General features: G+C 63.1%; 23 protein-coding genes and 2 riboswitches. Of the genes, 7 read left to right on the plus strand and 16 right to left on the minus strand.

Annotated elements, in window-relative coordinates; all coding sequences use genetic code 11:
• Positions 1-8: 8 nt before the first annotated feature.
• The 4 genes from ACEPP2_RS17955 to cobA all read right to left on the minus strand — a co-directional run bounded on the left by ACEPP2_RS17955 (position 9) and on the right by cobA (position 5,013).
• On the minus strand, positions 9-1,952 hold the full coding sequence (locus tag ACEPP2_RS17955) for a polysaccharide biosynthesis protein (RefSeq protein WP_395517400.1): 1,944 nt from the start codon (positions 1,950-1,952) through the stop codon (positions 9-11).
• A 65-nt stretch (positions 1,953-2,017) separates the two neighbouring features.
• Positions 2,018-2,584: a sugar transferase gene (locus tag ACEPP2_RS17960; protein WP_395517401.1), complete on the minus strand. Its 567-nt coding sequence runs from the start codon at positions 2,582-2,584 to the stop codon at positions 2,018-2,020.
• A 318-nt stretch (positions 2,585-2,902) separates the two neighbouring features.
• Positions 2,903-4,225 carry a cobyrinate a,c-diamide synthase gene (locus ACEPP2_RS17965; RefSeq protein WP_395517402.1) on the minus strand — a complete coding sequence of 441 codons (1,323 nt, stop codon included), beginning with the start codon at positions 4,223-4,225 and terminating at the stop codon, positions 2,903-2,905.
• On the minus strand, positions 4,222-5,013 hold the full coding sequence (gene cobA / locus ACEPP2_RS17970) for a uroporphyrinogen-III C-methyltransferase (protein WP_395517403.1): 792 nt from the start codon (positions 5,011-5,013) through the stop codon (positions 4,222-4,224). Before cobA ends, ACEPP2_RS17965 begins: the two co-directional genes overlap by 4 nt.
• A gap of 53 nt (positions 5,014-5,066) precedes the next feature.
• On the opposite strand from cobA, the gene ACEPP2_RS17975 reads away from it, so the two are divergent.
• The gene (locus ACEPP2_RS17975; RefSeq protein WP_142589218.1) at positions 5,067-6,176 is read left to right on the plus strand and encodes a cobalt-precorrin-5B (C(1))-methyltransferase; all 1,110 of its coding nucleotides are present in this window, start codon (positions 5,067-5,069) and stop codon (positions 6,174-6,176) included.
• Here ACEPP2_RS17975 and cobM read toward each other — a convergent pair.
• Genes cobM through cbiE form a run of 3 tightly spaced genes read right to left on the minus strand, consistent with a single transcriptional unit; the run spans position 6,152 to position 8,582 of the window.
• Complete coding sequence (gene cobM / locus ACEPP2_RS17980; protein WP_142589217.1) at positions 6,152-6,934, minus strand: precorrin-4 C(11)-methyltransferase; 783 nt, start codon at positions 6,932-6,934, stop codon at positions 6,152-6,154. The two genes, ACEPP2_RS17975 and cobM, sit on opposite strands and share 25 nt — an antisense overlap.
• Positions 6,931-7,317, minus strand: coding sequence for a cobalamin biosynthesis protein (locus ACEPP2_RS17985; protein WP_281979003.1), 387 nt, complete (start codon positions 7,315-7,317; stop codon positions 6,931-6,933). The genes cobM and ACEPP2_RS17985 overlap by 4 nt, the downstream gene beginning before the upstream one ends.
• Positions 7,314-8,582 (minus strand): precorrin-6y C5,15-methyltransferase (decarboxylating) subunit CbiE, encoded by a 1,269-nt coding sequence (cbiE, locus tag ACEPP2_RS17990; protein WP_395517404.1) that lies wholly within the window; start codon positions 8,580-8,582, stop codon positions 7,314-7,316. Before cbiE ends, ACEPP2_RS17985 begins: the two co-directional genes overlap by 4 nt.
• On the opposite strand from cbiE, the gene ACEPP2_RS17995 reads away from it, so the two are divergent.
• The gene (locus tag ACEPP2_RS17995; protein ID WP_281979005.1) at positions 8,569-9,321 is read left to right on the plus strand and encodes a cobalt-precorrin-6A reductase; all 753 of its coding nucleotides are present in this window, start codon (positions 8,569-8,571) and stop codon (positions 9,319-9,321) included. The genes cbiE and ACEPP2_RS17995 overlap by 14 nt on opposite strands.
• Here the strand turns inward: ACEPP2_RS17995 and ACEPP2_RS18000 are convergent.
• Genes ACEPP2_RS18000 through ACEPP2_RS18030 form a run of 7 tightly spaced genes read right to left on the minus strand, consistent with a single transcriptional unit; the run spans position 9,300 to position 17,543 of the window.
• The gene (locus ACEPP2_RS18000; RefSeq protein WP_395517405.1) at positions 9,300-10,064 is read right to left on the minus strand and encodes a precorrin-3B C(17)-methyltransferase; all 765 of its coding nucleotides are present in this window, start codon (positions 10,062-10,064) and stop codon (positions 9,300-9,302) included. The genes ACEPP2_RS17995 and ACEPP2_RS18000 overlap by 22 nt on opposite strands.
• Positions 10,061-10,786, minus strand: a complete 726-nt coding sequence (locus ACEPP2_RS18005; RefSeq protein WP_395517429.1) for a precorrin-2 C(20)-methyltransferase — start codon at positions 10,784-10,786, stop codon at positions 10,061-10,063. The genes ACEPP2_RS18000 and ACEPP2_RS18005 overlap by 4 nt, the downstream gene beginning before the upstream one ends.
• 8 nt (positions 10,787-10,794) lie before the next feature.
• Positions 10,795-11,424 (minus strand): precorrin-8X methylmutase, encoded by a 630-nt coding sequence (locus tag ACEPP2_RS18010; RefSeq protein ID WP_077546126.1) that lies wholly within the window; start codon positions 11,422-11,424, stop codon positions 10,795-10,797.
• Positions 11,421-12,734 carry a precorrin-3B synthase gene (cobG, locus tag ACEPP2_RS18015; protein WP_395517406.1) on the minus strand — a complete coding sequence of 438 codons (1,314 nt, stop codon included), beginning with the start codon at positions 12,732-12,734 and terminating at the stop codon, positions 11,421-11,423. Before cobG ends, ACEPP2_RS18010 begins: the two co-directional genes overlap by 4 nt.
• Complete coding sequence (cobN, locus tag ACEPP2_RS18020; RefSeq protein WP_395517407.1) at positions 12,731-16,054, minus strand: cobaltochelatase subunit CobN; 3,324 nt, start codon at positions 16,052-16,054, stop codon at positions 12,731-12,733. The genes cobG and cobN overlap by 4 nt, the downstream gene beginning before the upstream one ends.
• Positions 16,055-16,065: 11 nt before the next feature.
• Positions 16,066-17,103, minus strand: coding sequence for a cobalamin biosynthesis protein CobW (cobW, locus tag ACEPP2_RS18025; RefSeq protein ID WP_152339198.1), 1,038 nt, complete (start codon positions 17,101-17,103; stop codon positions 16,066-16,068).
• The gene (locus tag ACEPP2_RS18030) at positions 17,100-17,543 is read right to left on the minus strand and encodes a DUF1636 family protein (protein WP_395517408.1); all 444 of its coding nucleotides are present in this window, start codon (positions 17,541-17,543) and stop codon (positions 17,100-17,102) included. The genes cobW and ACEPP2_RS18030 overlap by 4 nt, the downstream gene beginning before the upstream one ends.
• A gap of 49 nt (positions 17,544-17,592) precedes the next feature.
• A riboswitch (cobalamin riboswitch) is annotated at positions 17,593-17,795 on the minus strand.
• A gap of 58 nt (positions 17,796-17,853) precedes the next feature.
• A riboswitch (cobalamin riboswitch) is annotated at positions 17,854-18,044 on the plus strand.
• Between the two features lie 36 nt (positions 18,045-18,080).
• Between ACEPP2_RS18030 and ACEPP2_RS18035 the strand changes: the two genes are divergently transcribed.
• Genes ACEPP2_RS18035 through ACEPP2_RS18050 form a run of 4 tightly spaced genes read left to right on the plus strand, consistent with a single transcriptional unit; the run spans position 18,081 to position 21,085 of the window.
• Positions 18,081-18,257 (plus strand): CbtB domain-containing protein, encoded by a 177-nt coding sequence (locus ACEPP2_RS18035; protein WP_142589206.1) that lies wholly within the window; start codon positions 18,081-18,083, stop codon positions 18,255-18,257.
• 11 nt (positions 18,258-18,268) lie between these two features.
• Positions 18,269-19,015, plus strand: coding sequence for a CbtA family protein (locus ACEPP2_RS18040; RefSeq protein ID WP_395517409.1), 747 nt, complete (start codon positions 18,269-18,271; stop codon positions 19,013-19,015).
• Entirely contained in the window at positions 19,012-19,626 is a 615-nt protein-coding gene (gene cobO / locus ACEPP2_RS18045) for a cob(I)yrinic acid a,c-diamide adenosyltransferase (RefSeq protein WP_395517410.1), read from the plus strand. Before ACEPP2_RS18040 ends, cobO begins: the two co-directional genes overlap by 4 nt.
• A gap of 1 nt (position 19,627) precedes the next feature.
• Complete coding sequence (locus ACEPP2_RS18050) at positions 19,628-21,085, plus strand: cobyric acid synthase (RefSeq protein ID WP_395517411.1); 1,458 nt, start codon at positions 19,628-19,630, stop codon at positions 21,083-21,085.
• On the opposite strand, the gene cbiB is transcribed toward ACEPP2_RS18050, so the two are convergent.
• Positions 21,069-22,037, minus strand: a complete 969-nt coding sequence (gene cbiB / locus ACEPP2_RS18055; RefSeq protein ID WP_395517412.1) for an adenosylcobinamide-phosphate synthase CbiB — start codon at positions 22,035-22,037, stop codon at positions 21,069-21,071. The two genes, ACEPP2_RS18050 and cbiB, sit on opposite strands and share 17 nt — an antisense overlap.
• Before the next feature lie 23 nt (positions 22,038-22,060).
• Between cbiB and cobD the strand changes: the two genes are divergently transcribed.
• Positions 22,061-23,062 carry a threonine-phosphate decarboxylase CobD gene (cobD, locus tag ACEPP2_RS18060; protein ID WP_395517413.1) on the plus strand — a complete coding sequence of 334 codons (1,002 nt, stop codon included), beginning with the start codon at positions 22,061-22,063 and terminating at the stop codon, positions 23,060-23,062.
• On the opposite strand, the gene ACEPP2_RS18065 is transcribed toward cobD, so the two are convergent.
• A complete protein-coding gene (locus tag ACEPP2_RS18065; protein WP_395517414.1) occupies positions 23,052-24,053 on the minus strand; it encodes a P1 family peptidase in 1,002 nt (333 codons plus the stop codon). The genes cobD and ACEPP2_RS18065 overlap by 11 nt on opposite strands.
• Between the last annotated feature and the right edge of the window lie 3 nt (positions 24,054-24,056).

A 24,056-nucleotide genomic window follows, 5' to 3' on the forward strand; every position in this document is an offset into this window, starting at 1 on the left:
TGGTCCCTTCAGGTCGCGGCGTTGGCCCGAACGTGCACAACGTGCGTTTTATCTTCCGTTGAGATGAGCCTGAACAAGATCTCCCGAGCCCGGGCTTCGTCTTCGCCTTTCAAGGCCTGCTCCAGTTCCTCAAGGGCGCCCACCAGATCATAGCCTAAGATTGCAGCGGAATCCGCTCTCAGGATCTTGGGATGACGTGTAGGCTCGGCATTGTTCCGGTCATAGAAGAGTTCCTCGAAGAGCTTTTCGCCCGGACGTCGCCCAACCACTTCGATGGCAATACCCTTCTCGATGTCGCTGTTCGGGTCGCGAACCTGGAAACCGGCCAGCCGGATCATGTTCTCGGCGAGATCGCCGATACGGACAGGCTCACCCATGTCAAGGAGGAAGACATCGCCTCCGGCGGAGAGACTGCCCGCTTGAACGATAAGTTCGGCTGCCTCCGGAATAGACATGAAGTACCGCGTCATGTCCGGGTCTGTGACCGTGACGGGTCCCCCATTGGCGATCTGCTGCTTGAAGCGAGGAACGACGGAGCCGTTTGAGCCAATGACATTCCCGAAGCGGACTGCACAGAAGCTTTGGCCATCAGGCTTAGCTTCCACCTCCTTGGCCTTCAGTCGAACGATGAGTTCAGCCCAGCGTTTGGTGGCGCCCATGACATTGGTTGGTCTGACCGCCTTGTCGGAGGAGATCAGGACGAAGTTCGCGACCCCTTCTTCCACGGCAGCCGTGGCAACGGTAAACGTACCGAAGACGTTGTTGCGGATGCCTTCCAAGACATTCGCCTCCACAAGAGGGACATGCTTGTGAGCTGCGGCATGGTAGAGAACGTGTGGCGCATGGCTCCGGAGCGCACGTCTTATCGTCCTCTCGTCCGTGACGGAGCCGAGGACAGGGACGACCTCGACATCGCTTTTGCTCAAGAGTTCCTGTTCGATCTGATAGAGCGCGTATTCGCTGGCTTCCAGCAGAATGAGTTTAGCGGGCTTCCAGCGGATAATCAGTCTGCAAAGTTCAGAACCGATAGAACCTCCGGCACCGGTGACCATGATGACCTTGCCCGTGATCGCTTGCGCCAGCAGCTCCTTGTCTGCAGGCACAAAGGAACGCCCAAGCAACTCATCGAGTTCGATTTCACGGATCTGGTTGACGATATAGCGTCCATCGACGATGTCAGAAATATCGGGCAGCGTACGGACACGCACATTCAGCCCCGTTACCTGCGCGATCACCTTCTGTCGGCTTTCGGCTGGGATGGCCGACATACTCAGTACGATTTCCTTGATACCGTAGCGGTCGATCAACGTCGGCAGTTGGCTGGATGGAAAGACCCTGTACCCAGCAATCTCCGTGCCGTGGTTGCGTGAGTCGTCATCGACCAGACCCATGACATAGCGATTGCCATGCCCCTTCAGGGCGCGAGCGAGCTGCGCCGCACTCGGACCGGCGCCATAGATCAGGATCGGCTCCTCGTCACGGCGCAGGCCAGTGCCTGTCGTGACGATCCATTTCAGGCCGAAGCGAATGGCGCCAATCAACAGCGTGCCGAGGATAAAGTAGAGGAAGGGAACCGAACGGGGGACGATCCCTTGCCCAGCCATCTCCATGAGGAAGATTAGGATCACCCAACCAGCGGTCGAAATCATCATCGCTTTGAGGATCGTCCAGATCGCCGCTTCGGGGAGATACCGGATGACCGAGCGATAGAGGCCGAGGCGGATAAAGACCGGGATGGCAATCACAGGAGCAAGTGCGGCAAGGGTCACGCGCTCCATGGTGATGACAGGCGTCCAGTCTGCGAGGCGGATCGCATAGCTCGCCCAGAGCGCAAACATCAGCGTCGCGACGTCAAGAACAATCATCGTCACCCGCTTCCAGACGCGGGGGGTGTTGATGATCCAGTCTCTGAGCAGGTGTACGACACGGCTGTCGTTTGACTTACCAGTCATCGATTACTCCGTTCCCACTAGCCTCTGATTACCTTCGGTCTCTTGATCACCATCACGGAGCACTACTAGTGTTTCACGCCTGAGGCTCCGACAACCTTTAGCGCGGTGACGCCAAGGATACGAAGGTCAAACCAGAAGCTCTGCCTTCGCAGGTATTCCGCGTCCAGCTTGACCTTTTCAGGTATGGCAAGTTCGTCTCTGCCATTGACTTGGGCCCAGCCCGTCAGGCCTGGAAGTAGCCTATGCACGTTTTCCTCGGTGCGCGCTAGAATTAGATCGTCCTGGTTGAACAGCGCAGGGCGCGGCCCAACCAGGCTCATGTCACCTTTAAGGATGGACCACAATTGCGGCAACTCATCGAGGCTGGTTTTACGCAGGAAGCCGCCCACCGGAGTGAGATGCTGCGCTGGATCGGCAAGCAAGTGGGTCGCCACCACAGGCGCGTCGGTCCTCATGGTCCGGAACTTTGGCATCCAGAATAGCTGGTTGTCACGCCCAACCCGTTGGGACCAGTAGAGCGCGGGTCCTGATGATGTCCCCCTCACCATTGCCCAGATGAACAGCATCGGGACGGCGAACACGGCAAGTGCCAGGGCCGCTACGGCAAAATCGAAAACGCGCTTGAACCACATTCTTGAAGTCTCGGAGAGTGTTTTGAGGCCTCTACGATAAATGTGGGGCGCATGCCAGCGTTACCCGCGAAAGACGTTAAGCCGAGATATGACGAAGGAAGGGGGGCGGTTTACGCTGCGTCCTAATGGTCTTCGGCGGACTTCTTGACCGCGCCCAACCACGCATTTCGAGCGTGGCGCAGCCCAAGCCTCTTGCCATCAATGTATCACGTCATGTAACAAGCGGTGTACAAAGAAATCCGCTATTGGGTCAGATGCTTAGGCGGCGCAGGCGCTTTCGCGGTAACTGGAGGAGAGTCCCACCCTCACCGGCCAAATTTATCCGATTTCTCCTCTCGCGATTGCGTGGAAGAAGCTGCCGCTGACGAGGCCGCGGCGGGTGCCGGAGGGGCCGATGGGGGTGCCGAGGCCGTCGGCGATATGGGCAAGCGGTTCGTCGTGGCCGGGCGCCACGACCCGGGCATAGTGGAATTCGTGGCCACGGAGCCTGTCGCCCTTGTGCCCGAGCGGACCATCGACAAGGAGCGTTGCCTGTCGGTAGCCGAGGTTCATCTTGCGCTTTGCAAAACTCGTGCCGTGCGAGAGCAGTCCCGTCATCCGGTGCGTCACGCCCTCGGCATCTTCCAGCGTCTCGCCAAGCACCATATAGCCGCCGCACTCGCCATGAACGGGATGTCGCTCGGCAAAGCGCGCAAGCCCGGTACGGAAGTTGTCGGCGCCGGCAAGGCGGCCGGCATGGAGTTCAGGATATCCTCCCGGTAGCCAGCAGACGTCGCATCCGTCCGCAGGGGCCTCGTCCGCCAGCGGCGAGAACGGCACCAGTTCGGCACCGCAGGCTCGCCAATGGCGACCGAGGTGAGGGTAGAGAAAGGTGAAGGCTGCGTCCTGTGCCAGTGCGATGCGCTGACCTGGTGGCGGTAGGGCAAGTTCCGCGGAGCCGGTGGGTATATCGAGCGGGGCGGCCGCGGCAAGGATCGCATCCAGATCCAGCGAAGCCTCCATGGCATCCGCCAGCCTGTCAATATGGGCGTCAACCTCCGGATGCTCGTTGGCCTGAACCAGACCCAGATGGCGCTCCGGCAGCGTCAGCGACGGATCCCGGAGAACGGTGCCGACGACGGGCAGTCCAATGTCGTTGATGGCGTCTGAGCAGAGGAGACGGTGACGCTCGCTACCGGCGCGATTGAGGATGCAGGCGGCAATGCGGACCTGTGGGTCGTAGCGGGTAAATCCGCAGGCGATAGCTGCGGCCGTCCGCGACTGACCCGACACATCGAGCACGAGCAGGACGGGGATCCCGAAGAGGCCTGCGAGATCGGAGGCGGCACCAGTACGGCCTGGTTCGCTTCGTATGCCGTCAAAGAGCCCCATGGCACTTTCGATGAGCAGAAGCTCTGCGTCCTTGGCGTGTTCGCTTGCCAGGTGGCGAAGCAGTTCGGGCGCCATAGCCCAGCTGTCGAGATTGAGGCCGGGTACGCCGGTAGCTGCTTCATGAAAGCCCGGGTCGATGTAGTCCGGGCCGGTCTTGATGCCGCGAACCTTGACGCCGCGGCGGGCAAAGGCCCTCAGCAAGCCGATGGTGACGCTCGTCTTGCCGGAGCCGGATCGCGGGGCACCGATGATCAGCGCGCGCGCACTCATGAGCCGTCCCCTGTATTGAGTACGTCCCGCATGGAGACGATGTCGCCGATGACGATGAGGGCGGGTGCGGCGAAGTCCTGCCGCCGCACCTCCGCTTCCACAGTTGCAAGCGTGGCAACGAGAAGCCGTTCATCCGGTGTCGTGGCGGACATCAGGACTGCCGTCGGTGTCTCTGGCGAAAGTCCGCCTTCGATCAGCAGCCGGCTGATCTCGCCGATCATCTTCAGCCCCATATAGATGATGATCGGCTCGCCGACCCGAGCGAGCGCGCGCCAGTCCAGATCATCCGGAGTGCCGGCTGCGTGGCCGGTGGCAAGCGTAATGGAGCGACTGATGCCACGCATGGTGACGGGAATATGGGCTGACGCGAGGGCGGCGAGCGAGGATGTCAGGCCAGGCAGGATGCGGAATGGGATCCCGGCCTTCGCCAGTGCCTCTGCCTCCTCTCCGCCCCGGCCGAAGACGAAGGGGTCGCCGCCCTTCAAGCGAAGGACCCGTCGACCGGCGCGGGCAAGTTCGATGAGCATTGCGGTAATGCTCTCCTGTGTGGCCGAGGGCTTGCCGCCGCGCTTTCCGGCGAAATGCAGCTCCGCGGTTCCTGCGAGGGCGAGAACCTCGGCCGAAACCAGCGCATCGTAGACGACGCAGTCGCATTTCGCCAGCGCGTCCGCGACCTCGAGGGTCAGGTAGCGCGGATGCCCCGGCCCGGCGCCTGCGAGCCAGACATGGCCCGGTTCGAAATCGGGCGTTGCGGCGCAGGCCGAGGCGATCATGTCAGTCAAGCTCATGCGGAAACCTTTTGCCGGTGACGGTCGCGGCCGGCCCAGTTATAGAAGCGATCATGGATGTCGAAGGCAAGAACCTGCGCCGCGGCTGGACGACGGGAACCTGTGCGGCTGCGGCCAGCAAGGCTGCCTGTCAGGCGCTGCTTGGGGGCGAGTTTCCTGGGCTCGTCGAGGTGACGCTGCCGGGAGGGCAGCGGCCGGCCTTTGCGCTTGCCATGGAAGAGCGCGAAGAAGGGCTTGCTCGAGCCGGCGTGATCAAGGATGCGGGCGATGACCCTGACGTCACCCACGGCGCCCTTATCATCAGCACGGTACGAAAAGGGCGCCCCGGTTCGGGCATCACCTTCCGAGCCGGCCAAGGAGTGGGCACGATAACGCGGGCAGGCCTGCCGCTGCCGGTCGGGGAGCCCGCCATCAATCCAGTTCCCCGGAAGATGATTGCCGCGGCGATCGCTGAAGTGGCGGGACCCATGGCAGATCTGGAGGTGGAGATCTCCGTCCCCGGTGGTGAACTGCTGGCGGAAAAAACCCTGAACCCGCGGCTCGGTATCCTCGGCGGGATCTCCATCCTCGGCACGACCGGAATCGTCATTCCATTCTCCTGCGCGGCATGGATCCATTCGATCTGGCGAGGCATCGATGTCGCCCGTGCTGCAGGACTTGCCCATATTGCAGGCTCGACCGGCAATACGTCCGAGAAGGCCGTGACAGCCTATCACGGCCTGCGGGAGATCGCCCTGATCGATATGGGAGATTTTGTCGGCGGTATGCTCAAATATCTGCGCAGCCATCCGGTCGAGCGGGTGACGATCGCCGGCGGTGTCGCGAAGATGACGAAGCTCGCCCAAGGCATGCTGGATGTACATTCCAAACGCGGCATGGCCGATCTTGCAGCCCTTGCGGAGCTCGCGAAAGATGCCGGAGCTTCCGGGGCCCTGGCGGCGCGGATCGCCGCGGCCAATACGGTAGCCGGCGCGTTCGAAGAGGCCGAAGCAGAGGGATTGGACCTCGGAGCACGGGTCGCGAGACTTGCCTGGCGAACCGCGGCCAAGGCCCTTTGTCACTCCGGCATCGCACTCGAGATCCTGGTGTTCGATCGTGAGGGCAGGCTGAAGGGAAGGACACCGTTTACGCCGACCGATCATTCCGACGCCTCTTCCTCCTGAGGCCATCCCGGGCGGAATCGACGGACGTAATCCGCATCATAAAGCCGGCTCTCGCGAAAATCCGTTGCACGCAATCCTCTGCCGACGAAGATCAGAGCCGTTCGTTCCACCGGTTCGGCTGCCAGCCTTGCTTCGATATCCTTCAGCGTGCCCTCGATGATCCTCTCTTCCGGCCATGAGGCCTTTACGACGATCGCGACCGGGCAATCCTCGCCATAATGCGGGGTGAGTTCGGCCACCACCCGATCAAGCGCCTGGATCCCGAGATGAATGGCAAGCGTGGCGCCTGTCGCGCCGAAGGCGGCGAGGGTTTCCCCTTCCGGCATCTTCGATGCGCGGCCGGAGATTCGCGTCAGGACAACGCTTTGCGCCACTTCCGGGATTGTCAGTTCCCGCCGCAGAGCGGCAGCGGCGGCGGCGAAGGAGGGCACACCCGGCGTCAATGTGTAGTCGATGCCGCGCTTCTCGAGGCGCCGGATCTGCTCCGCAACGGCACTCCAGACGGAGAGGTCGCCGGAATGGAGGCGGGCTACGTCCTGTCCTTTCCGGTGGGCCGTCAGGTACTCCGTCTCGATCTCGTCGAGGGAGAGAGAACCCGTGTCCACGATTCGTGCGTGCGGCGGGCAATAGGCCAGCAGTTCCCGCGTCATGATCGAGCCGGCATAGAGGCAGACGGGCGAGCGGGAGAGAATGTCACGTCCGCGTACGGTGATCAGATCGGCGGCACCGGGGCCAGCGCCAATGAAATGAACTGTCATGGTACGGTTCTCGATTGAGCAAGAGCACATGTCGCGCCTTCGGCGATCACTCGGGCTACCAGCAGGACGGCCGGACCATCTACTCCAGCCAGGGCCGCGGCTTCGGAAAGGCTGGGGGAGGATGTTTTCGCAAGGCTGTGTCGCGAGACGGTCTGCGTCAGCGGCGCAGCTTCTCGCAGTTCGTCGTCTCGGACAATATGAAGTGGCAGGTTCAGCCGTGTCGCGAGTTGCAGAATCCCCGGCTCGTCCTCCTTGATTGTACCCGTTGCCAGTGCGTCAATCGACGACAAGTCGATCCCGGCCTTGCTGCAAGCAATGATCAGCGCTGCCTCAACGCCGTCCGCGCTCGTTCCCCTGCGACATCCGAGCCCCGCGACGATCATCGGTTTTCTCCCGGCTTTGTCCAGATCCATTGCGTGACTGGCATGGCCGAGCGCCAGCCATGCATCGTGCCAACATCACCGAGGCGACTGACCTGAAGCCGCACCAGACTGCCGCCAAGCCGGGCCTGGGCAGCCAGCAGAACCGCCTCCATCTCGCTCGTCACGGCGTTTGCCACCAACCGCCCAAGGGGTTTGAGCTGTTCGACAGCTGCATCCAGTACGCCGGGTGCGCTGCCCCCACCGCCGATGAAGATCGCGTCAGGTTTTTCGGGGTCGGCGAGCACTTCAGGTGCCTTGCCCTGCACGATCCTGAGACCGGGAACGCCGAAAGCCTGGGCGTTCCGCAGTGCGCGTTCCGCTCGAACAGGGTCAGCCTCGAATGCGATAGCGCGCATGGAGGGATCGGCGAGCATCCACTCGATGCCGATCGAACCTGAGCCGGCGCCGATGTCCCAGAGCAGTTCTCCGCGACGCGGTGCGAGCGCGGAGACCGTCACTGCGCGGATCTCTCTCTTGGTGATCTGGCCATCATGTTCGAAGAGATCATCGTCAAGGCCAACGGTGAGCGGAAGGATACGCGCATCCGCCCGTGCCTTGACTTCGACTGCGACGAGGTTGAGGTCGTGGATATCGGAGAATGGGAATCCAAGGGCCGTGTGGGCGCGGATACGCTCGCCTGGACCTCCCAGCGCCTCCAGTACCGTGATTGCCGAACGTTCAAAGCCGAGGCCACACAGGAGTTCGGCGACGGTCGCCGGGCCGGTCCCGTCCGACGTCAGCACCAGCAGGCGCCGGCCCGGATGCAGCAGCGGCCGGATGAGGTCGTCGGGCCGGCCGTGCAGCGACAGCGTCTCCACCTCCTGCAGGGCCCAGCCGAGGCGTGATGCGGCGAGCGAGAAAGCCGAGGGAGCTGGGAATGCCACGAACTCATCCGGCGTGACTTGCCGGGCGAGGGTCACGCCGACGCCGAAGAAGAAGGGATCGCCCGAGGCGAGCACGCAGACGGGCTTCCCCCTCAGAGCCAGTAGGTCTTTCATCGACGCGTCGAAGGGGCTTGACCAGGCCCGGGCTTGGCCCTTGATCAGAGGTTCTGCCAGTTGCAGATGCCGTCGCCCTCCGAAGACTACTTCGGCGGAGGCAACCGCCAGCCTGGCGTTTTCCCCCAGCCCCGCGTCACCGTCCTCGCCAATGCCGACGATGGACAGCCAGGGCCTGCGCGGTGCATGGTCGGCGGGTGATTCAGGAGGCACTTTGAAACACTCCATCCTCATTCTGGGCGGTACGGGAGAAGCGCGCCGGCTTACAGGCCGCCTTGCGGACGATCCTCGTTATACTGTCAAGCTCTCGCTTGCCGGTCGAACCCGAACTCCGATCGAGCACCCGGTTCCCGTTCGAGTGGGTGGCTTTGGCGGAGCGGAAGGTCTCGCGCAGTATCTTCGGGAGAAGAAGATCTCCATCCTGATCGACGCGACGCATCCCTATGCCGCTCGAATATCGGCGAATGCGGCGGAAGCGACGAAGAAGGCAGGTGTGCCGATGATCGCGCTCCGCCGTGCCCCTTGGCAACGACAGCCGGATGATCGATGGACCGAGGTGAGCAGCATCCCCGAGGCGGTCGTACTGTTGGGCGAAGAATCGCGGAGGGTATTTCTGACCCTTGGTCGGCAGGAACTCCTGCCGTTCGAAGCCGCGCCCCACCACCACTATCTCGTACGTAGCGTGGATCCTGTCGAGCCGCGACTTGCGGTGCCCCTTGCGGACTACCTGACGGAGCGCGGACCGTTCGAGCCGGCAAGCGAGAAGGCGCTGTTGCAGGAGCATGGCATCGAGGTGATCGTAGCAAAAAATAGCGGAGGCCCCGCCAGCTATGGGAAGATCATCGCTGCCCGCGAGCTGGGCATTGAGGTGATCCTGATCCGACGCCCCCGGCTTGCGGAGGTTCCGGCAGTCGAATCCGTGGAAGCGGTCCTGGATCACCTCGCTCATGCACTGCCACCCCTGTAGCTGCGCGGTGAATAGACCAAAGGCTGCTTCCCGCCGCGTTCGATGACCCGCGTCTCGCTTGTCCCCACAATGATGCAGGTCGCCATGTCTGCCATCTCCGGCGCGGCATCGGCGAGGGAAACGGTCCTGATTGCCTCATCCGGGCGTCCAGCAGCCCTGCCGAAGATCACCGGCACCGAGGGAGGCAGATGATGCCGAAGGAGGTCGAAGGCCGCGCCGAGCTGATTCGGGCGGGCTTTGCTGATCGGGTTGTAGAAGGCCATGACGAAGCCAGCCTTGGCCGCCGCGACGATGCGCTCTTCGATGACGTGCCAGGGCTTCAGGTTGGTCGAAAGGGATATGGCGCAGAAATCATGCCCCAGTGGTGCGCCGGCTCTCGCAGCCACCGCGAGCATGGCGGTGACGCCGGGAATGATGGTAAGATCGATGTCCCGCCATTCCTCGGGCCCTGCTTCTAGTGCTTCGCAGACTGCCGCTGCCATGGCGAAGACGCCGGGATCGCCGCCCGAAACGACGCAGACCTTCCCTCCTGCCGCGGCCATGGCGAGCGCTTCCCGCGCCCGCGCCAGTTCCTCACGGTTGTCGGATGCATGCCGACGCTGGTCATGGCGCAGGGAAAGCCGGTCGAGGTAGGGGAAATAACCGAAGAAATCCTCAGCCGCGGCAATGGCGGCGGCGGCCTCCGGGGTCATCTGCTCGGGGTTCCCGGGCCCCGTTCCCACCACAACGAGCGATCCGGTCATGGACGTGTTTTCCAGCCGGGAACGAGGATTAGCGAGAAATATGGGGCCGGGCTTTCATCCCGTTCCTCGAGCCGGCACACCTTGCCGCTCGCCATCGTGCCGCGCTCGACATAGACAGCCTGTGACAGCTTGCCGGCCGACTGAAGGGCACGCCGGATTTTCGGGAGGTTGCGGCCAACCTTCATGATCACGGCGCCGTCCGTTCCTGCCAGCCGCTCTGCCAGTGATCCCTCCGGCAGCGTTCCCGGCAGGATGCTGAGGATATCATCGCCCTGCACCAGCGGCAGCCCGGCGACCGACCAGCAGCCCGACATGGCAGTGACGCCGGCAACGACTTCGGTCGTATAGCGGTGCGCGAGCCGCACATGAAGATGCATGTAGGATCCGTAGAAGAGGGGATCACCCTCGCTGAGGACCGCGACATTTCGCCCTTCCTCCAGATGCCGGGCGACATCCTCCGCTGAGCGATCGAAGAAGGCGGCGATCGGCTCTTTGTAGTTTCTGTCTTCCTTATGCGTTTCCGTGGTCAGCGGATAAACGAGCGGCAGTTCAATGACCCCAGGGCGGAGATGAGCGTCCACGATGGCGCGGCCATTTCCGGCGCTGCCCTTCTTGCAGAAGAAGGCGACGACATCGGCTTCCTGGAGCGCACGCACCGCCTTGAGGGTCAGCAGTTCCGGGTCGCCGGGACCGGTGCCCACGCCCGTCAAGCGGCCTTTCATGCTGGCTGTCAAAGCCCGCTCCTCGCGAGCGCGTTCACCGCTGCAGCTGTCATCGCAGATCCCCCCATGCGTCCGCGGACGACTGCGTAGGGAATTCCGAGGGGAGCTGCCATCAGGGCTTCCTTTGATTCTGCGGCTCCCACGAAGCCCACAGGCATGCCGATGATGGCGGCAGGCCGGGGCGCGCCGGCATCGAGCATTTCGAGCAGCCGGAACAGCGCGGTCGGCGCGTTGCCGATCGCCACCAGCGCCCCTTCCATCTCGTCCCACAGGTCCAAGGCCGCGGCCGAGCGGGTGTTGCCAATTGTCTTCGCCAGTTCGATGGTGCGGCTGTCACGAAGCGTGCAGATTACCCGATTGTCGGCGGGCAGCCGGGCCCGCGTGATGCCATGGGCGACCATCTCCGCGTCGCAGAAAATCGGCTTGCCGGCATGCAGCGCACCGCGGGCCTTCGATACGAAATCAGGAGAGAATCGGAAATGCGCAGCAGCTTCTACCAGGCCGCAGGCATGGATCATCCGGACCGCGATATCGGCTTGATCTTCGCTGAAGGACGACAGGTCTGCCTCTTCACGGATGATCGCGAAGGATTTCCTGTATATGGCGTCGCCCTCGCGAATATAGTCGTAGGTGGTCATGTGCGTCCTGACGTGAGGGAGAGGGCGAGTTGCTCTCTGCCGAGCCTTGCGATGCAGGCCGCCGAAGTCTCGTCCTTGAGGCGCTCCTTGCGGACGAGCGCGGCGATGCTGCGCAGTGCATTAGCGGATTCGGCGGCCGGAATGGAAGCGAATGATGGATCGGACGCCTTGCCCACGATGAAGGAGATGTCGCTTCCGCCGCCGCATAGCGCAAGTGACGTCGCCTGGGGATGGGCACATCCCTTGGCGCAGCCGGTCACATGCAGGTTGAAGGACCCGTCGAGAAGGTCTTCGAGGTGCTCCAATGCGAGATGCGCCAGGCCATGAGTGTCGATGGCGGCAGAGGCACAGGAAGGGCTGCCAGGGCAGGCGGCAATCATGCCCCGAGCATCGGTGGACTCGGTGATGAAACCGCATCTGCCGGCAAACACCTGTATGGTTTCGCAGGCAGAACGGTCACCGAACAGGATCAGCGCGTGTCCGAAGGCCGGTCTGACGGCTCGGATATGTTGCTTCTTAGCCTCGGTGCACAGAGCCGCGAGCTGCACGGCTGTTGTCTGGCCGAAGGGGAGGCCGATACCGACGGCGGCTTCGTCCCCCTCAAGCAGTGTGACACCCAAGGATGAGAAGCCGTCCTCCATCATCGCGCATGGTGGCATGGCATCGGTCACAAGATCGCGGCCACGGGACGTGGGGCCGAGGCTTGTAAGCCTCTGCAACAGGCTCAGTGCCTCGTCTACGGCTTGTTGGGCCGGGAATGTTCCATGGACGCGGCTGCCGGCTTGCGTGTCGCCAAGCAGGATCTGCCAGCCCACCTTGTCACCCAACCTTGCCGCAACGAGCCTGATATCGGCCAGTAGTTGAGAAAGGCGCATCCGGCCGCTGCCGTCCACGACCACTGAGATCTTCGGCGCAAGTCCTTCCAGACTATGCGCCCGGGCGCGGATCGCATCGGCCAGCGGGCGAGGGTCAGCAATTTCTGCCGGATCGAGGCCCGCCAGGGGAGGGACTTCGACCGCCAGACCCTCCCGAAGTGGCAGGTTGAGGCTTCTGATGTCGCCTTCAAGCTTTCCGGCTGTTTCGGTGGTCAGGCCCCTGACCTGCAGATTCCCACGTGCGGAAATGTTGATCACGCCGTTGCCGTGTGCTTCGCAGAGGCGGCAGATCGTCGCCAGTTCGGCCGGGCGGATCGATTCGGCAAAAGATATGCGCGCCAGCAAACCGTCGCCGGTCTGCATGGGGGCGGACAATGCGGGGCAGGCTCCTCTGCGAAGGTCGCGCTTGTCAGCGTCAGCTGCGAGCAGGTTCATGACACCGGCTCCGCAAGCAGCATTTCGAGTTCCGCATCGACGGCGTTCCGACGAGGATGCCAGAGACCGCGACGCAGGGCGGATCTGAAACGCTCGGCCATGAAGCGAGCGCCCTTGGGATTCTGCGTCAGCAGGAAGTCGAGCACCTCTTGGCTGCCGAGGTAGGCGTCATAGAGCGCCTCGATCAGCGACTGCGGGATGGCCTCGGTCGTCTCCGCGAAGCCGATCAGGCGGTCGACGGCTTCGACGAGTTCAGCCGCACCGCGCGGACCATGGCGCATCTGCCCTGCGATGAAGCGCGGATTGACCGCTCGGGCACGCACCACGCGCGAGATGGCTTCCGTGATCGAGCGGGCGCGGGGCCGTGCCGGATCGGTCGTGTCGAGCGCAATCACCTCGGCGTTGTTCCCAAGTGCGGCGGCGGCGGCCGCAAAGCCGCCGATGAACGTCACGTCTGCGGAGCCATCAAGAAGATCGCGTCCAGGGTCATCGCCCGTGTGAACGAGCAGGTCTGCTGCTTCCACCCGGCTCGCGAACTGTCCGCGCGCCTCCGTCGCCTCGCCGTCGGCACCCGTAAACGCGTGGCTAGTGGCATCAAGATACAGGCGGCCGAGTTCTTCCCGCTCGCTCCATGTGCCGTTGGAGAGTTTATCCTCGAGGCCGGCCCCGAAGCTTCCGGGGGCGGATCCGAAGATGCGCAGGGGCACATGGCCAAGGCGCCGCGCGTCTTCCGCCAAGGGATTGTCGCCAGGCGCTTCATCGCGGCCGGCGATCGCTCGCACTGCCGCATCCAGCAAGGCAATCAGCGCCGGAAACATGTCCCGGAAGAGACCGGAAATGCGCAACGTCACGTCGACCCGCGGACGACCGATTGCAGCAGGAGGCAGGACCTCGACCCCCGTGACACGACCGGTCGCGGCGTCATGGACAGGCCTCGTACCCATGAGCGCGAGCACCTGCGCAACCTCTTCGCCGCCGCTTCGAAGCGAGGCGCTGCCCCAGAGGTCGAAGACGAGGCTCGTCGGCCATTCCCCATGGTCCTGAAGATAGCGCCGAAGGACTTCATCTGCGGCCTTCTTGCCGAGCTCGAAGGCCGTCGGCGTCGGCAAGGTGCGGGGATCGGTAGCAAACAGGTTCCGCCCCGTTGGCATCACATCCCGGCGGCCGCGCGAGGGGGCACCGGACGGCCCGGGCCGGACATGCCGGCCGTCCAAGGCAGCGAGGAGCCCCTCCCGCTCGCTCGCCGCGCTTTCGACTCGCAGAGCGTCATCGTCCCCCGGCGCAACCGACCCAAAGACATGCTGACCGTCCTTGATGGCGAGGTCCTTCAGGTCACAGAGAAACGCGTCGATACGGGTGAGGGCGCTGTCTGGATCGTCGTCGGGGGAAATGCCCACGTCCGCTGCGATGCCGATCTCGTGGGCCTGCTCGACGATCAGCCTTGCCAGACGATCCCGACGGCGACCATCGAGCCCGTCCGCCTGACTGTACTCATCGACAAGCAGCTCAAGCTTTTTCTGATCGTCGGACAGTCCAGCATCGGTCAGGACGGGGGGCAGGTGGCCAAGGGTAACGGCTGCGATCCGACGCTTGGCAACGGCTGCCTCTCCCGGATTCGAGACGATGAAAGGATAGATGACCGGCACACCGCCGGTCACGATCTCTGGGAAGCAGTTCCGTGAAAGCGCTACATTCTTGCCCGGCAGCCATTCGAGCGTTCCGTGAGCCCCTATGTGCACGATGGCGTGAGCGCCCCAGTCATCCGCCATCCACCAGCCGAAGGCCAACAGCGCATGGCGCGGGGGGAGAGCCGGATCATGATAGTCGGCGCGGCGATCGGCATTGCGCCCGCGATCCGGCGCCAGCGCAACGGTGATGTTACCGAAGCAGGCGCCGCGAACGTGGAAGGAGTCCCCGGTGAGGTCCGGATCCTCATCGGCCGGTCCCCAGGCAGCTTCCACCGCGTCACGAGCATCGGGGGGGCAGGCGGCAAGCCGCGACCGGTAGGTTGCCAGCGAGAGCCCTCGGCCGCCTTTCTCTACCTGGTCGAGCAGATCACGCGGCGATAGGGGCAGGTCGTCGACGTGATAGCCGGCCTCCCGTAGCATGCGGAGGATCTCCAAGGCGCTTTGCGGCACATCCAGACCCACGGCATATCCGGTTCGGCCAGGGGCGCTCGGATAATCCGGCAGGATCAACACCAGCTTGCGCTCCCGTCGTGGCGTTGAGCGGAGCCTCAGAAATCGGGCGATCCGGTCCGCGACCGCTTCTATGCGTTCCAGCTCCGGGCTGTTCACCAGATTGGATGAATTGGTGCCGTGCTTGAAGGATATGGCACCGGCCAGAATCCGTCCGTCGAGTTCGGGCAGGACGACATGCATGGCAAGATCGGAAGGATTGAGCCCGCGCCGTCCCTCAAGCCAGCCGCTGCGTTGTGTGGTCGCGACGATGATCTGGAAGACCGGGACGCCGATGTGATCGAAGAGCGTGTGTCCATCGCCGTCGGTTCCGCTCGCGAAGGCGGTTGCCGCGAGAATGGCATCGGGGCGGACCGATCGAAGGGCCTGCTCCGCGAACGTGAGCGAGCCGGCATCCTTCAATCCGCCGACGAAGATCGGAAGGGGAGCAAGGCCCCGCCTCTCCAGCTCGGCGAACAGGGCATCTATCGGCGCCACATCGTCGGCGAGAAGCATGGAACGGTAGAAGATGATCGGTAGCCGCGGCGCAGTCTCCTCGCGTCCTTCCAGCAGCTCCGTGAGTTCGACAATACCCAGCCCAGGCCGGTAGAAGCCAGCCTTGGGCATTGCGGTAGCAGCAGCCGGTTCGACAGTCTGATCTGTCGCGAGGGCGACCAGTCGATGCGCGAGCACGCGCATATTGTCCGGGCCGCCCTCACGGAAGCAGGCGAGGATCGCCGTCTGCTCCTGCGAACTCACAGTTGATGCGGCCGCCAAACGATCATCCCGGACACTGCATTCGCCGGGTAGCAGAACGAGCTTCAGGTTCTTCTGGCGGGCAAGCCGGGACAGCTCCTCCACTCCGTACTGCCAGCGGTCATATCCTCCCAGAATGCGAACCAGGATGACCTTCGCCCGCGACGCCGTCTTGTCGAGCCAAAGATCGACCGACATGGGATGCCGCAGCTCGCTGAGGTTGGCCACCGACAGCGACACCATCCCCTGTCTATCCCAGCCGGCGGATAGCCCGTTTAGGTCGCTGCCGGAGAAAGACAGGACCACCACGTCTGCCGGTGACTGATCAAGGTCCACGGGTTCGATAAGGTCATCCAGAGACGACGATGTGGTGGCCAGGATATGCATCTTTCAGAGCCTCAGGCGGCAAGCATCCTTTCGATGGCGGCGCGATCCATCCCCTTTTCGCCAATAACGACGAGGCGGCTTTCGCGCTTCTCGCCAGGCGTCCAGGCACGATCGAAGTAGTGATTGACGCGCGATCCTACTGCCTGGACCTGCAGGCGCATAGGCTTGTTGGTGACATCCACGAAGCCCTTGATGCGAAGCACGTTCTCTGCCTCGGCGGTGGCTGCGATCTTAAGCGCAAGCTCTTCGGCATCCGTCACGGAAGAGAGTTCCACCACGAAGCTGTCGAAATCGTCATGCTCGTGATCGAGCTCGTCGTCATGATGGGTCTTGCGGTTCTCGATGTCGTCCTCGACGGCGAGGCCGAGGCCGATCAGGACTGCGGGGTCGACGGCACCGTTGGCGCTGACGACGATCTTCACCGCCCGTGGCAGGTGCGCTGCGACGCGCTCCCTTGCGGTTGACAATCCGTCGCTGCCGAGAAGGTCACTCTTGGTCAGCACGATCATGTCGGCGCATGCGATCTGGTCTTCGAAGACCTCCTCGACCGGATTGTCGTGGTCGATCGAATCGTCGGCCTGCCGTTGCGCCTCCAGTGCTTCATGATCGTCGGCCACTCTGCCTTCGGCCAATGCCAGTCCATCGACGACGGCAACGACCCCGTCCACCGTCACGCGCGCCTTTACCGCCGGCCACTGGAATGCCTGGACAAGCGGCTTTGGCAGCGCAAGGCCGGAGGTTTCGATAAGGATGTGATCAACGCGGGGCTCGCGTGCCAGGATCTGGTCGATCGCCGGCACGAAATCATCGGCGACTGTGCAGCAGATGCAACCGTTGGCCAACTCGATGATGTTTTCTTCCGGGCAGCTTTCGATGCCGCAACCCTTCAGGACGTCGCCATCAACGCCGACATCGCCGAACTCATTGACGATGATCGCCACGCGCTTGCCGTCCAGGTTCTCGATGAGGTGGCGGATCAGGGTTGTCTTGCCCGCTCCCAGGAAGCCGGTGACGACGGTGCATGGGACTCGCTTCAGGTTGACGCTCATACGGGCATATCCTCGTGATGATGGAAGGGTGGAATGCGCGCTGACATCCCGTTGCCGCGGAGGCAGGCGGGGCGGCCGCGAAGCGGAAGGAAGCCGCGCTCGTCGTCCGCAAGCATCATGGCGCCGGTGACAATGTCCTCGACATTTTCGACGCTCAGATGACCAAATACGTACGACCATCCGGTGCGGTGGGAGAAGGCGGCGCTGGGGCTCTTCTGGCAGTTTGCGAGGCAGGTTACCGGCTTGACGCTCAACGGCTTATCCGCGACCGCTTCGCGCAGGGCTGCGATCAGGGCGACGCCCGGACGCAAGTCGCTATCAGACGCATCACGGCAGTTCGTGCATACGAAAATAGTAACATCTGCTTCGCTGGATCGGTCGTCACACATGGCCGCGTTCCTGCCAGAATCGATATTGGTGAGGCGCGGGACGATCAGCAACGCCGATCATCGTGATGTCTCGCCTCGCCCGGAGCACCCCGCCCGGAGAAGCGTATTTTTGTCGACGGCAGGTCTCCTGGCTCTCGGGTCTTAACCTCCTGCTGCCTTCCCGGGTTTGCCCAGTGGCTCGTTTGCAGTGGCTCGCCGATTACAGTTGCGGGGGCAGCCGCGGCATTGTTCCTTGAAGGATCGCACCGCATTCCCTTTTAGCCTGTTCCGTTGCCGGACAGGACCGTCTGGAATGTCAGTAAGCCTGCTGCGGCTCTCGTGTCAATGCGGCGAAGGTGATTGCCCGGGCGACCGTTTAGGCTATAGTGACTTTGTCGCTGGTGCCTGTTCGGGCCCTGAGGGAACGTGGTGAGACAAGAGGTCAATGCCACGGCTGCCCCCGCAACTGTAAGCGGAGAGCTCGCGTCCACAAGCCACTGGGAGATCCCGGGAAGGCGGGCGTCGAGTGCATGATCCGCAAGCCAGGAGACCTGCCGGCGGCGAGTGAAGATCAACGACCCTCGGGTGGAGGGTGAAAGGACAAGATCCATGACGACCAAATCGGCTTCAAACATTGCCGTGACCTCAACTTCCAGGACGCTCTCTCTCAGCATGTCCGCCCTGCTTGGGCTGTTCGCCGTGGGGTTTGTCGGCTTTTCACACATGGACGTAGTCCACAACGCTGCTCACGATTCGCGCCATTCTCTGGCCTTTCCCTGCCACTGAGGATTTCCAACATGTCGCTGTTTCGTAACATCGTTTTCACGGCGGTGGTCGCCGGGCTTTTGTCCGGGCTGCTGCTGACGGCAATGCAGAGCTTCTCCACAATTCCCCTGATCATGGAGGCCGAAACCTTCGAAGGCGCCAGCGATGCTGTTGCTGCGGGTGAAGGGATTTCTGCCACGGAACCTGCTGCCCTGGAAGCAGAGGAAGAAGCCTGGATGCCCGCGAATGGCGCCGAACGCCTCATCTATACGGCAGGCGCAAACATGCTGGCTGGCATCGGTTTCGGTCTCGTCCTTTTATCCGTTGCAGAAGCACTGGGCGGCATCAGAGGTTGGCGCCGGGGTTTCCTGTTCGGGATTGCGGGCTTCGTGACCGTCAGCCTTGCGCCTGGCCTCGGCCTGCCGCCTGAGTTGCCGGGGATGCCTGCTGCCGAACTCGGGCCGCGTCAGGTCTGGTGGATGGCAACGGTCGTTTCGACCGGTCTCGCTTTCGGCCTGCTTGTCTATACCCGATCGGCGGGACTGGCGGCGCTTGCGATCGTGCTGCTGATTGCTCCCCATCTCGTTGGGGCGCCGCTGCCGGTGAGCCACGAGACTGCCGTGCCACACGAACTGCATGCGCGTTTCGTGAACGCCGTCTATGCGACCAACCTGGTCTTCTGGGCCGTGCTCGGTGCCTCCGCCGCGCTGTTGCGTGAGAGGTTCCGGTCCGGCGAGGACGTGGTTGTGGCGAACTCCGACCGCGTGGCCGTCCGGTGAAGCCGGTCGACGATGCAACGGTCGAGCGCCACCGGACAAAGATGGCGAACCGCAAGGCTGTTCAGGATGCGGAAGTGGCCGAGAAGACCCTGGAGAAGGGTCTTCTCATGGTTCATACCGGCCCGGGCAAGGGCAAGTCGACGGCAGCCTTCGGGCTTGCATTGCGGATGCTCGGCAATCATCGCCGGGTCGGTATCGTCCAGTTCATCAAGGGGGCTTGGTCCACGGGTGAACAGCCGGCCTTTGCGGCGTTTGGAGACCGCGTCGTCTGGCACACCATGGGTGAAGGCTTCACCTGGGAAACCCAGGACCTGAAGCGCGACATCGCCGCGGCCGAACGCGCCTGGGACAAGGTGCGGGAACTGATGGCCGACGATAGTATCGGCCTGCTGGTCCTGGACGAGCTCAACATCGCACTTCGCTATGAATATCTCGACCTGGAGAAGGTTGTGGCGGAGCTGACGGCGCGACGACACGATCTCCACGTCGTGGTAACGGGCCGCAATGCAAAGCCGCTGCTGATGGAAGCAGCCGATCTCGTGACGGAGATGACGCTGGTGAAGCACCACTTCAAAGCCGGCGTGAAGGCCCAGGCTGGTATCGAGTTCTGACATGGTCGCGCGGGCGCTGATGTTCCAGGGGACAGGCTCCGATGTGGGCAAGTCTCTGGTCGTGGCTGGGCTTGCCCGCGCCTTCACGCTGCGCGGGCTGAGAGTCTTGCCGTTCAAGCCGCAGAACATGTCCAATAATGCCGCCGTCACTGAAGACGGCGGCGAGATCGGCCGTGCTCAGGCCCTGCAGGCAAGAGCAGCCGGCGTTTCTCCGAGCGTCCACATGAATCCGATTCTGCTCAAGCCGCAAAGCGAGGTGGGTGCGCAACTGGTCGTCCAGGGGCGCGTGTCGGGGAATGCAAAAGCAGCGGAGTACCAAACGATCAAGCCGACGCTCATGCCGCGGGTGATGGAAAGTTTCGGCATCCTGAAGGAGCAGGCGGATCTTGTTTTGGTGGAAGGAGCCGGCAGTGCTTCCGAGGTCAATCTCCGCCGCAATGACATCGCCAATATGGGTTTCGCCCGTGAGGCGAATGTCCCGGTCATCCTGATCGGCGACATCGACCGCGGCGGCGTGATCGCCAGTATTGCCGGCACCAAGCTCGTCCTCCCAGAGGACGACGCCCGGATGATCGTGGGTTTCATCGTCAACCGCTTCCGGGGCGATCCCTCCCTGTTTGCTGATGGGATGGCCACGATCGGCAGCCTGACAGGCTGGGAGGCCATCGGCCTGCTACCGTTCTTCACGGATGCGGTCCGTCTGCCTGCGGAGGACGCACTTGGCGTCCATAATCAAAGAACGAGGAAGACTGGCGCCAAGGTCAGGATCGCAGCTCCGATCCTGTCCCATGTCTCCAACTTCGACGATCTCGACCCGCTCGAGCTCGAGCCGGACGTGGAGCTGATTCGTCTGCGGCCGGACCAGACCATACCAGGAGACTGTGATCTCGTGCTGCTCGTGGGTTCCAAGGCGACGATTGCGGACCTTCAGGTGTTGAAGGCGAGCGGACTTGACGTCGACATTCGCGCACATGTGCGCAGGGGAGGGCGGGTGCTCGGTCTGTGCGGCGGCTATCAGATGCTCGGGCGTACCATCGCCGATCCCGAGGGCATTGAAGGCACGCCTGATCGCGTCGAAGGGCTCGGTCTGCTTCAGGTCGACACGGTGCTTGCCGGCGACAAGAGACTGGAGTCGGTAACAGGACGAAGCTTTGACGATGAGCCGTTGCAGGGATACGAGATGCACATCGGGCGAACCACGGGGCCGGATTGCGCGCGACCCTTTGCCGAGTTCTCGGGATCGGCGGACGGAGCCATGTCCGCGGATGGTCAGGTTGTAGGCACCTACCTGCATGGGCTCTTCACAAACGACCGCCAGCGGACGGCTTGGCTGCGGCGACTCGGTGCCGAACCTGCTGGGATAGACTATGAAGCTGGCATCGATGCGATCCTGGATCGGCTTGCAGCCCATATGGAACAGTATCTCGACCTGACGGGACTGCTCAGGCTGGCCAGATAGCCAGCGCTGCCAACCCGAAGATCACGATCAGCAGCGCGTCGGCGACCCTGGCGAGCCGGAGGGCGCGACGGATATCGGAGACGTCGAGATTCGTCCGGCCACCTTCGCCCATGAAGCGGGCCTCGATCATGTGGCCGCCATAGCTTCGCGGTCCGGCAAGAGCAACGCCCAATGCTCCGGCCATCGCTGCCTCCGGCCAACCCGCGTTCGGCGAGCGGTGGTATCTAGCATCGCGCCGGATTGCAGCGATCGCGCGAGTTGGCGAGGCCCCCGGGACCAGGCAGGCCGCGGCGACGAAAAGTGCGCCGCTCAGGCGTGATGCGGGGAGGTTCACCAGATCATCGAAGCGCGCCGACGCCCAGCCGAACGCCTCATGACGGTCAGTCCGATGGCCGATCATGCTGTCAGCGGTATTGACGGCCTTGTATGCTGCACCACCCGCAAGTCCGCCGACCCCGAGCCAGAACGCCGGAGCAACGATGCCATCCGAGAAGTTTTCTGCAAGACTTTCAATCGCTGCGCGACAGACGGCGGGTGAGTCGAGGTTCTCCGGATCGCGCCCGACGATCATCGAGACTGAACGCCGCGCGGCGGGCAGACCTCCCGTCTCCAGCGCCGCTGCAACAGCCTCGACATGTTGCTCCAGGCTCCGCTGGGCAGGAAGACTGGCCGCAACCAACACGACCAGAATCAAGCCAAACGGGACGGCCAGCAGCAGGCTCTCGAGCACCAGCGACAGCGAAACAGCCACTGCCAGTACAACGGCGAGAGCGACGATGCCCCACAGCCTGCGATGCGGGGGCGTATCGCCCTCCTTGTTCCATCGTTCATCCAGCGCTGAAACCAGCGCGCCAATCCAAGTGACGGGATGCCCGATCAGGCGATATACCCAGTCGGGATAACCGAAGACGCGTTCTGTCAGCAGGGCAAGGAATGCGAGAAAAAGGTACATGGTCGATGGCAGCTGGAATTTCTTTGGGCGGTAGAATCGAGCACGGCGGCAACCTTGCACGTGCCCGTGCGCTGTTTCCCGACGCGCCCGAGCCCTGGATCGATCTCTCCACCGGTATCAACCCGAATTCCTATCCGCATTCACCCCTGCCGGCCAATGCTTTCTGGAGATTGCCGGACCCGGAGGACCTGGGAAGGCTGAAGGAAGCGGCCGCCCGTTCCTACGGCGCACCATCCGCCGCGCATGTCGCAGCGGGACCGGGCACGCAGATCCTTCTGCCCATCGTGGCGAGACTTCTAAAGAATGGGGGGAAAGCCGCGATCCTCTCTCCGACCTATGCGGAGCATGCACGGGCGGCCAGGTTGGCGGGATACGACGTAAGGGAGGTCAACGAACCCGAAAGGCTTCTCGAGGCGGATCTTGCAGTTACCGTCAATCCCAATAACCCGACCGGGCGGATCGTCCCTCGGCTGCAGCTTCTCGAAATCGCAGCGCATTTACGTGGGAAGGGGGGGCTTCTCGTGGTCGACGAGGCCTTTCACGAAGTCTCCGAAAGCGAGAGTGTCGCGGATGCTGTGGATAGCGGAGGACTGCTGGTGCTGCGGTCTTTTGGCAAGTTCTACGGGATGGCAGGCGTCCGGCTGGGCTTTGCGATTTCGCATCCCGATCTCGTAGCGCGCATAGAAGATGAACTCGGGCCCTGGTCGGTGTCCGGGCCGGCGCTCCACATTGGGAGCGAGGCGCTAGCGGATCGAGAATGGAGACGCGCGATGCGGGAACGGCTGCATCGGAGTGCGGTGCGGCTCGATGCGTTACTCGAACAACGAGGAATATCCGTGGCGGGCGGAACATCCCTGTTTCGCTTCGTTCGTCACGCCGAGGCCCAGCGGATCTTCCATGCCTTCGGGCAGGAAGGCGTCTTCGTCCGACGTTTCGAAGATCGACCGGAGGAACTGCGCCTTGGCCTTCCAGCCGACGATCAATGGGGGCGTGTGGAAATTGCTCTGGCGAAGCTCACTTGCTGACGCTGCTGCCGAAGCAATCTCGCCATGACGGCTGAGCGTTCGCCACCGGCAAAGCAGTTGCCTCGAAAACCCCGCGTGCGATGGCGCGCGAGGTAACCAGCGCCGCCAGATGGAGTATTTCCATCAGGTCCCGCGCCTCCTTCACCTCTTTCTCGGCGGTTGCCGCAGAAAACACAGTGTCGCCGTCAAAGGGCAGGTGGACCGGCATGATGGCACGTGCGAGGCCATCATGCGCAGCGAGGGACAGCCGGTGGGCCTGAGCCTTGGTCAGGACCGCATCGGTGACGACCACGCCGATTGTCGTCGCCGTGATTCTCACGCCCTTGATCCGCAGTCGGGTATCGGTGGGGAATGGCAAGCCCTGTCCGCCAAACTCTTTGTCGACCTCGTAGGGCGCTGCCCAGAAATGCGGTCCATCGCCAACGGTCGCGGAACCCAACGCGTTGGTTGCGACCAATGCGGCGACGACATGGCCGCTGGAGGTCACTGCGCTGGCGGATCCCAGGCCGCCCTTTACGGTTGCGGTCGTCGCCCCCGTGCCGGCACCCACCGTACCAAGGGGGAAAGCGCCGCCCGTTGCCGCCTTGAATGCTTCATAGCCCATGCCGCGATAAGGCGAATGAAGACCCCAATTCTTGTCGCCGCCGTTCAGGAGGTCCATCAGGATCGCCTGCGGGACGATGGGAACACGAACGTCACCGACGGGAAAGCCGCGGCCGATCTCCCGAAGGCCCGATTGGACGCCACCGGCGGCGTCGAGGCCGAATGCAGAGCCACCGGACAGAACGAAGGCATCCACAGTCTCGACGGTCATCGAGGGGTCGAGGAGCGACGTTTCCCGTCCTCCGGGAGCGCCGCCTAGGACTGTCCCCGAAGCCATCGCCGGCTTGTCGAAGACAACCGCGGTCACACCTGAGCCGAGAGCGAGATCAGTGGCGTGGCCGACGGTCACGCCCTCGATATCGGTCAGGAGGTTGAGCGGTCCCGGCATGCC

Origin of the sequence: Pseudorhizobium flavum (genome assembly GCF_044142885.1) — a bacterium.
GTDB lineage: Bacteria > Pseudomonadota > Alphaproteobacteria > Rhizobiales > Rhizobiaceae > Neorhizobium > Neorhizobium flavum.

Bases quoted from the DNA above. Each gene is read 5' to 3' on its own strand.
- ACEPP2_RS17955 (WP_395517400.1), bottom strand. From the start codon at position 1,952: ATGACTGGTAAGTCAAACGACAGCCGTGTCGTACACCTGCTCAGAGAC.
- ACEPP2_RS17960 (WP_395517401.1), bottom strand. From the start codon at position 2,584: ATGTGGTTCAAGCGCGTTTTCGATTTTGCCGTAGCGGCCCTGGCACTT.
- ACEPP2_RS17965 (WP_395517402.1), bottom strand. From the start codon at position 4,225: ATGAGTGCGCGCGCGCTGATCATCGGTGCCCCGCGATCCGGCTCCGGC.
- cobA (WP_395517403.1), bottom strand. From the start codon at position 5,013: ATGAGCTTGACTGACATGATCGCCTCGGCCTGCGCCGCAACGCCCGAT.
- ACEPP2_RS17975 (WP_142589218.1), top strand. From the start codon at position 5,067: ATGGATGTCGAAGGCAAGAACCTGCGCCGCGGCTGGACGACGGGAACC.
- cobM (WP_142589217.1), bottom strand. From the start codon at position 6,934: ATGACAGTTCATTTCATTGGCGCTGGCCCCGGTGCCGCCGATCTGATC.
- ACEPP2_RS17985 (WP_281979003.1), bottom strand. From the start codon at position 7,317: ATGATCGTCGCGGGGCTCGGATGTCGCAGGGGAACGAGCGCGGACGGC.
- cbiE (WP_395517404.1), bottom strand. From the start codon at position 8,582: ATGGAGTGTTTCAAAGTGCCTCCTGAATCACCCGCCGACCATGCACCG.
- ACEPP2_RS18000 (WP_395517405.1), bottom strand. From the start codon at position 10,064: ATGACCGGATCGCTCGTTGTGGTGGGAACGGGGCCCGGGAACCCCGAG.
- ACEPP2_RS18005 (WP_395517429.1), bottom strand. From the start codon at position 10,786: ATGAAAGGCCGCTTGACGGGCGTGGGCACCGGTCCCGGCGACCCGGAA.
- ACEPP2_RS18010 (WP_077546126.1), bottom strand. From the start codon at position 11,424: ATGACCACCTACGACTATATTCGCGAGGGCGACGCCATATACAGGAAA.
- cobG (WP_395517406.1), bottom strand. From the start codon at position 12,734: ATGAACCTGCTCGCAGCTGACGCTGACAAGCGCGACCTTCGCAGAGGA.
- cobN (WP_395517407.1), bottom strand. From the start codon at position 16,054: ATGCATATCCTGGCCACCACATCGTCGTCTCTGGATGACCTTATCGAA.
- cobW (WP_152339198.1), bottom strand. From the start codon at position 17,103: ATGAGCGTCAACCTGAAGCGAGTCCCATGCACCGTCGTCACCGGCTTC.
- ACEPP2_RS18035 (WP_142589206.1), top strand. From the start codon at position 18,081: ATGACGACCAAATCGGCTTCAAACATTGCCGTGACCTCAACTTCCAGG.
- ACEPP2_RS18040 (WP_395517409.1), top strand. From the start codon at position 18,269: ATGTCGCTGTTTCGTAACATCGTTTTCACGGCGGTGGTCGCCGGGCTT.
- ACEPP2_RS18050 (WP_395517411.1), top strand. From the start codon at position 19,628: ATGGTCGCGCGGGCGCTGATGTTCCAGGGGACAGGCTCCGATGTGGGC.
- cbiB (WP_395517412.1), bottom strand. From the start codon at position 22,037: ATGTACCTTTTTCTCGCATTCCTTGCCCTGCTGACAGAACGCGTCTTC.
- ACEPP2_RS18065 (WP_395517414.1), bottom strand. From the start codon at position 24,053: ATGCCGGGACCGCTCAACCTCCTGACCGATATCGAGGGCGTGACCGTC.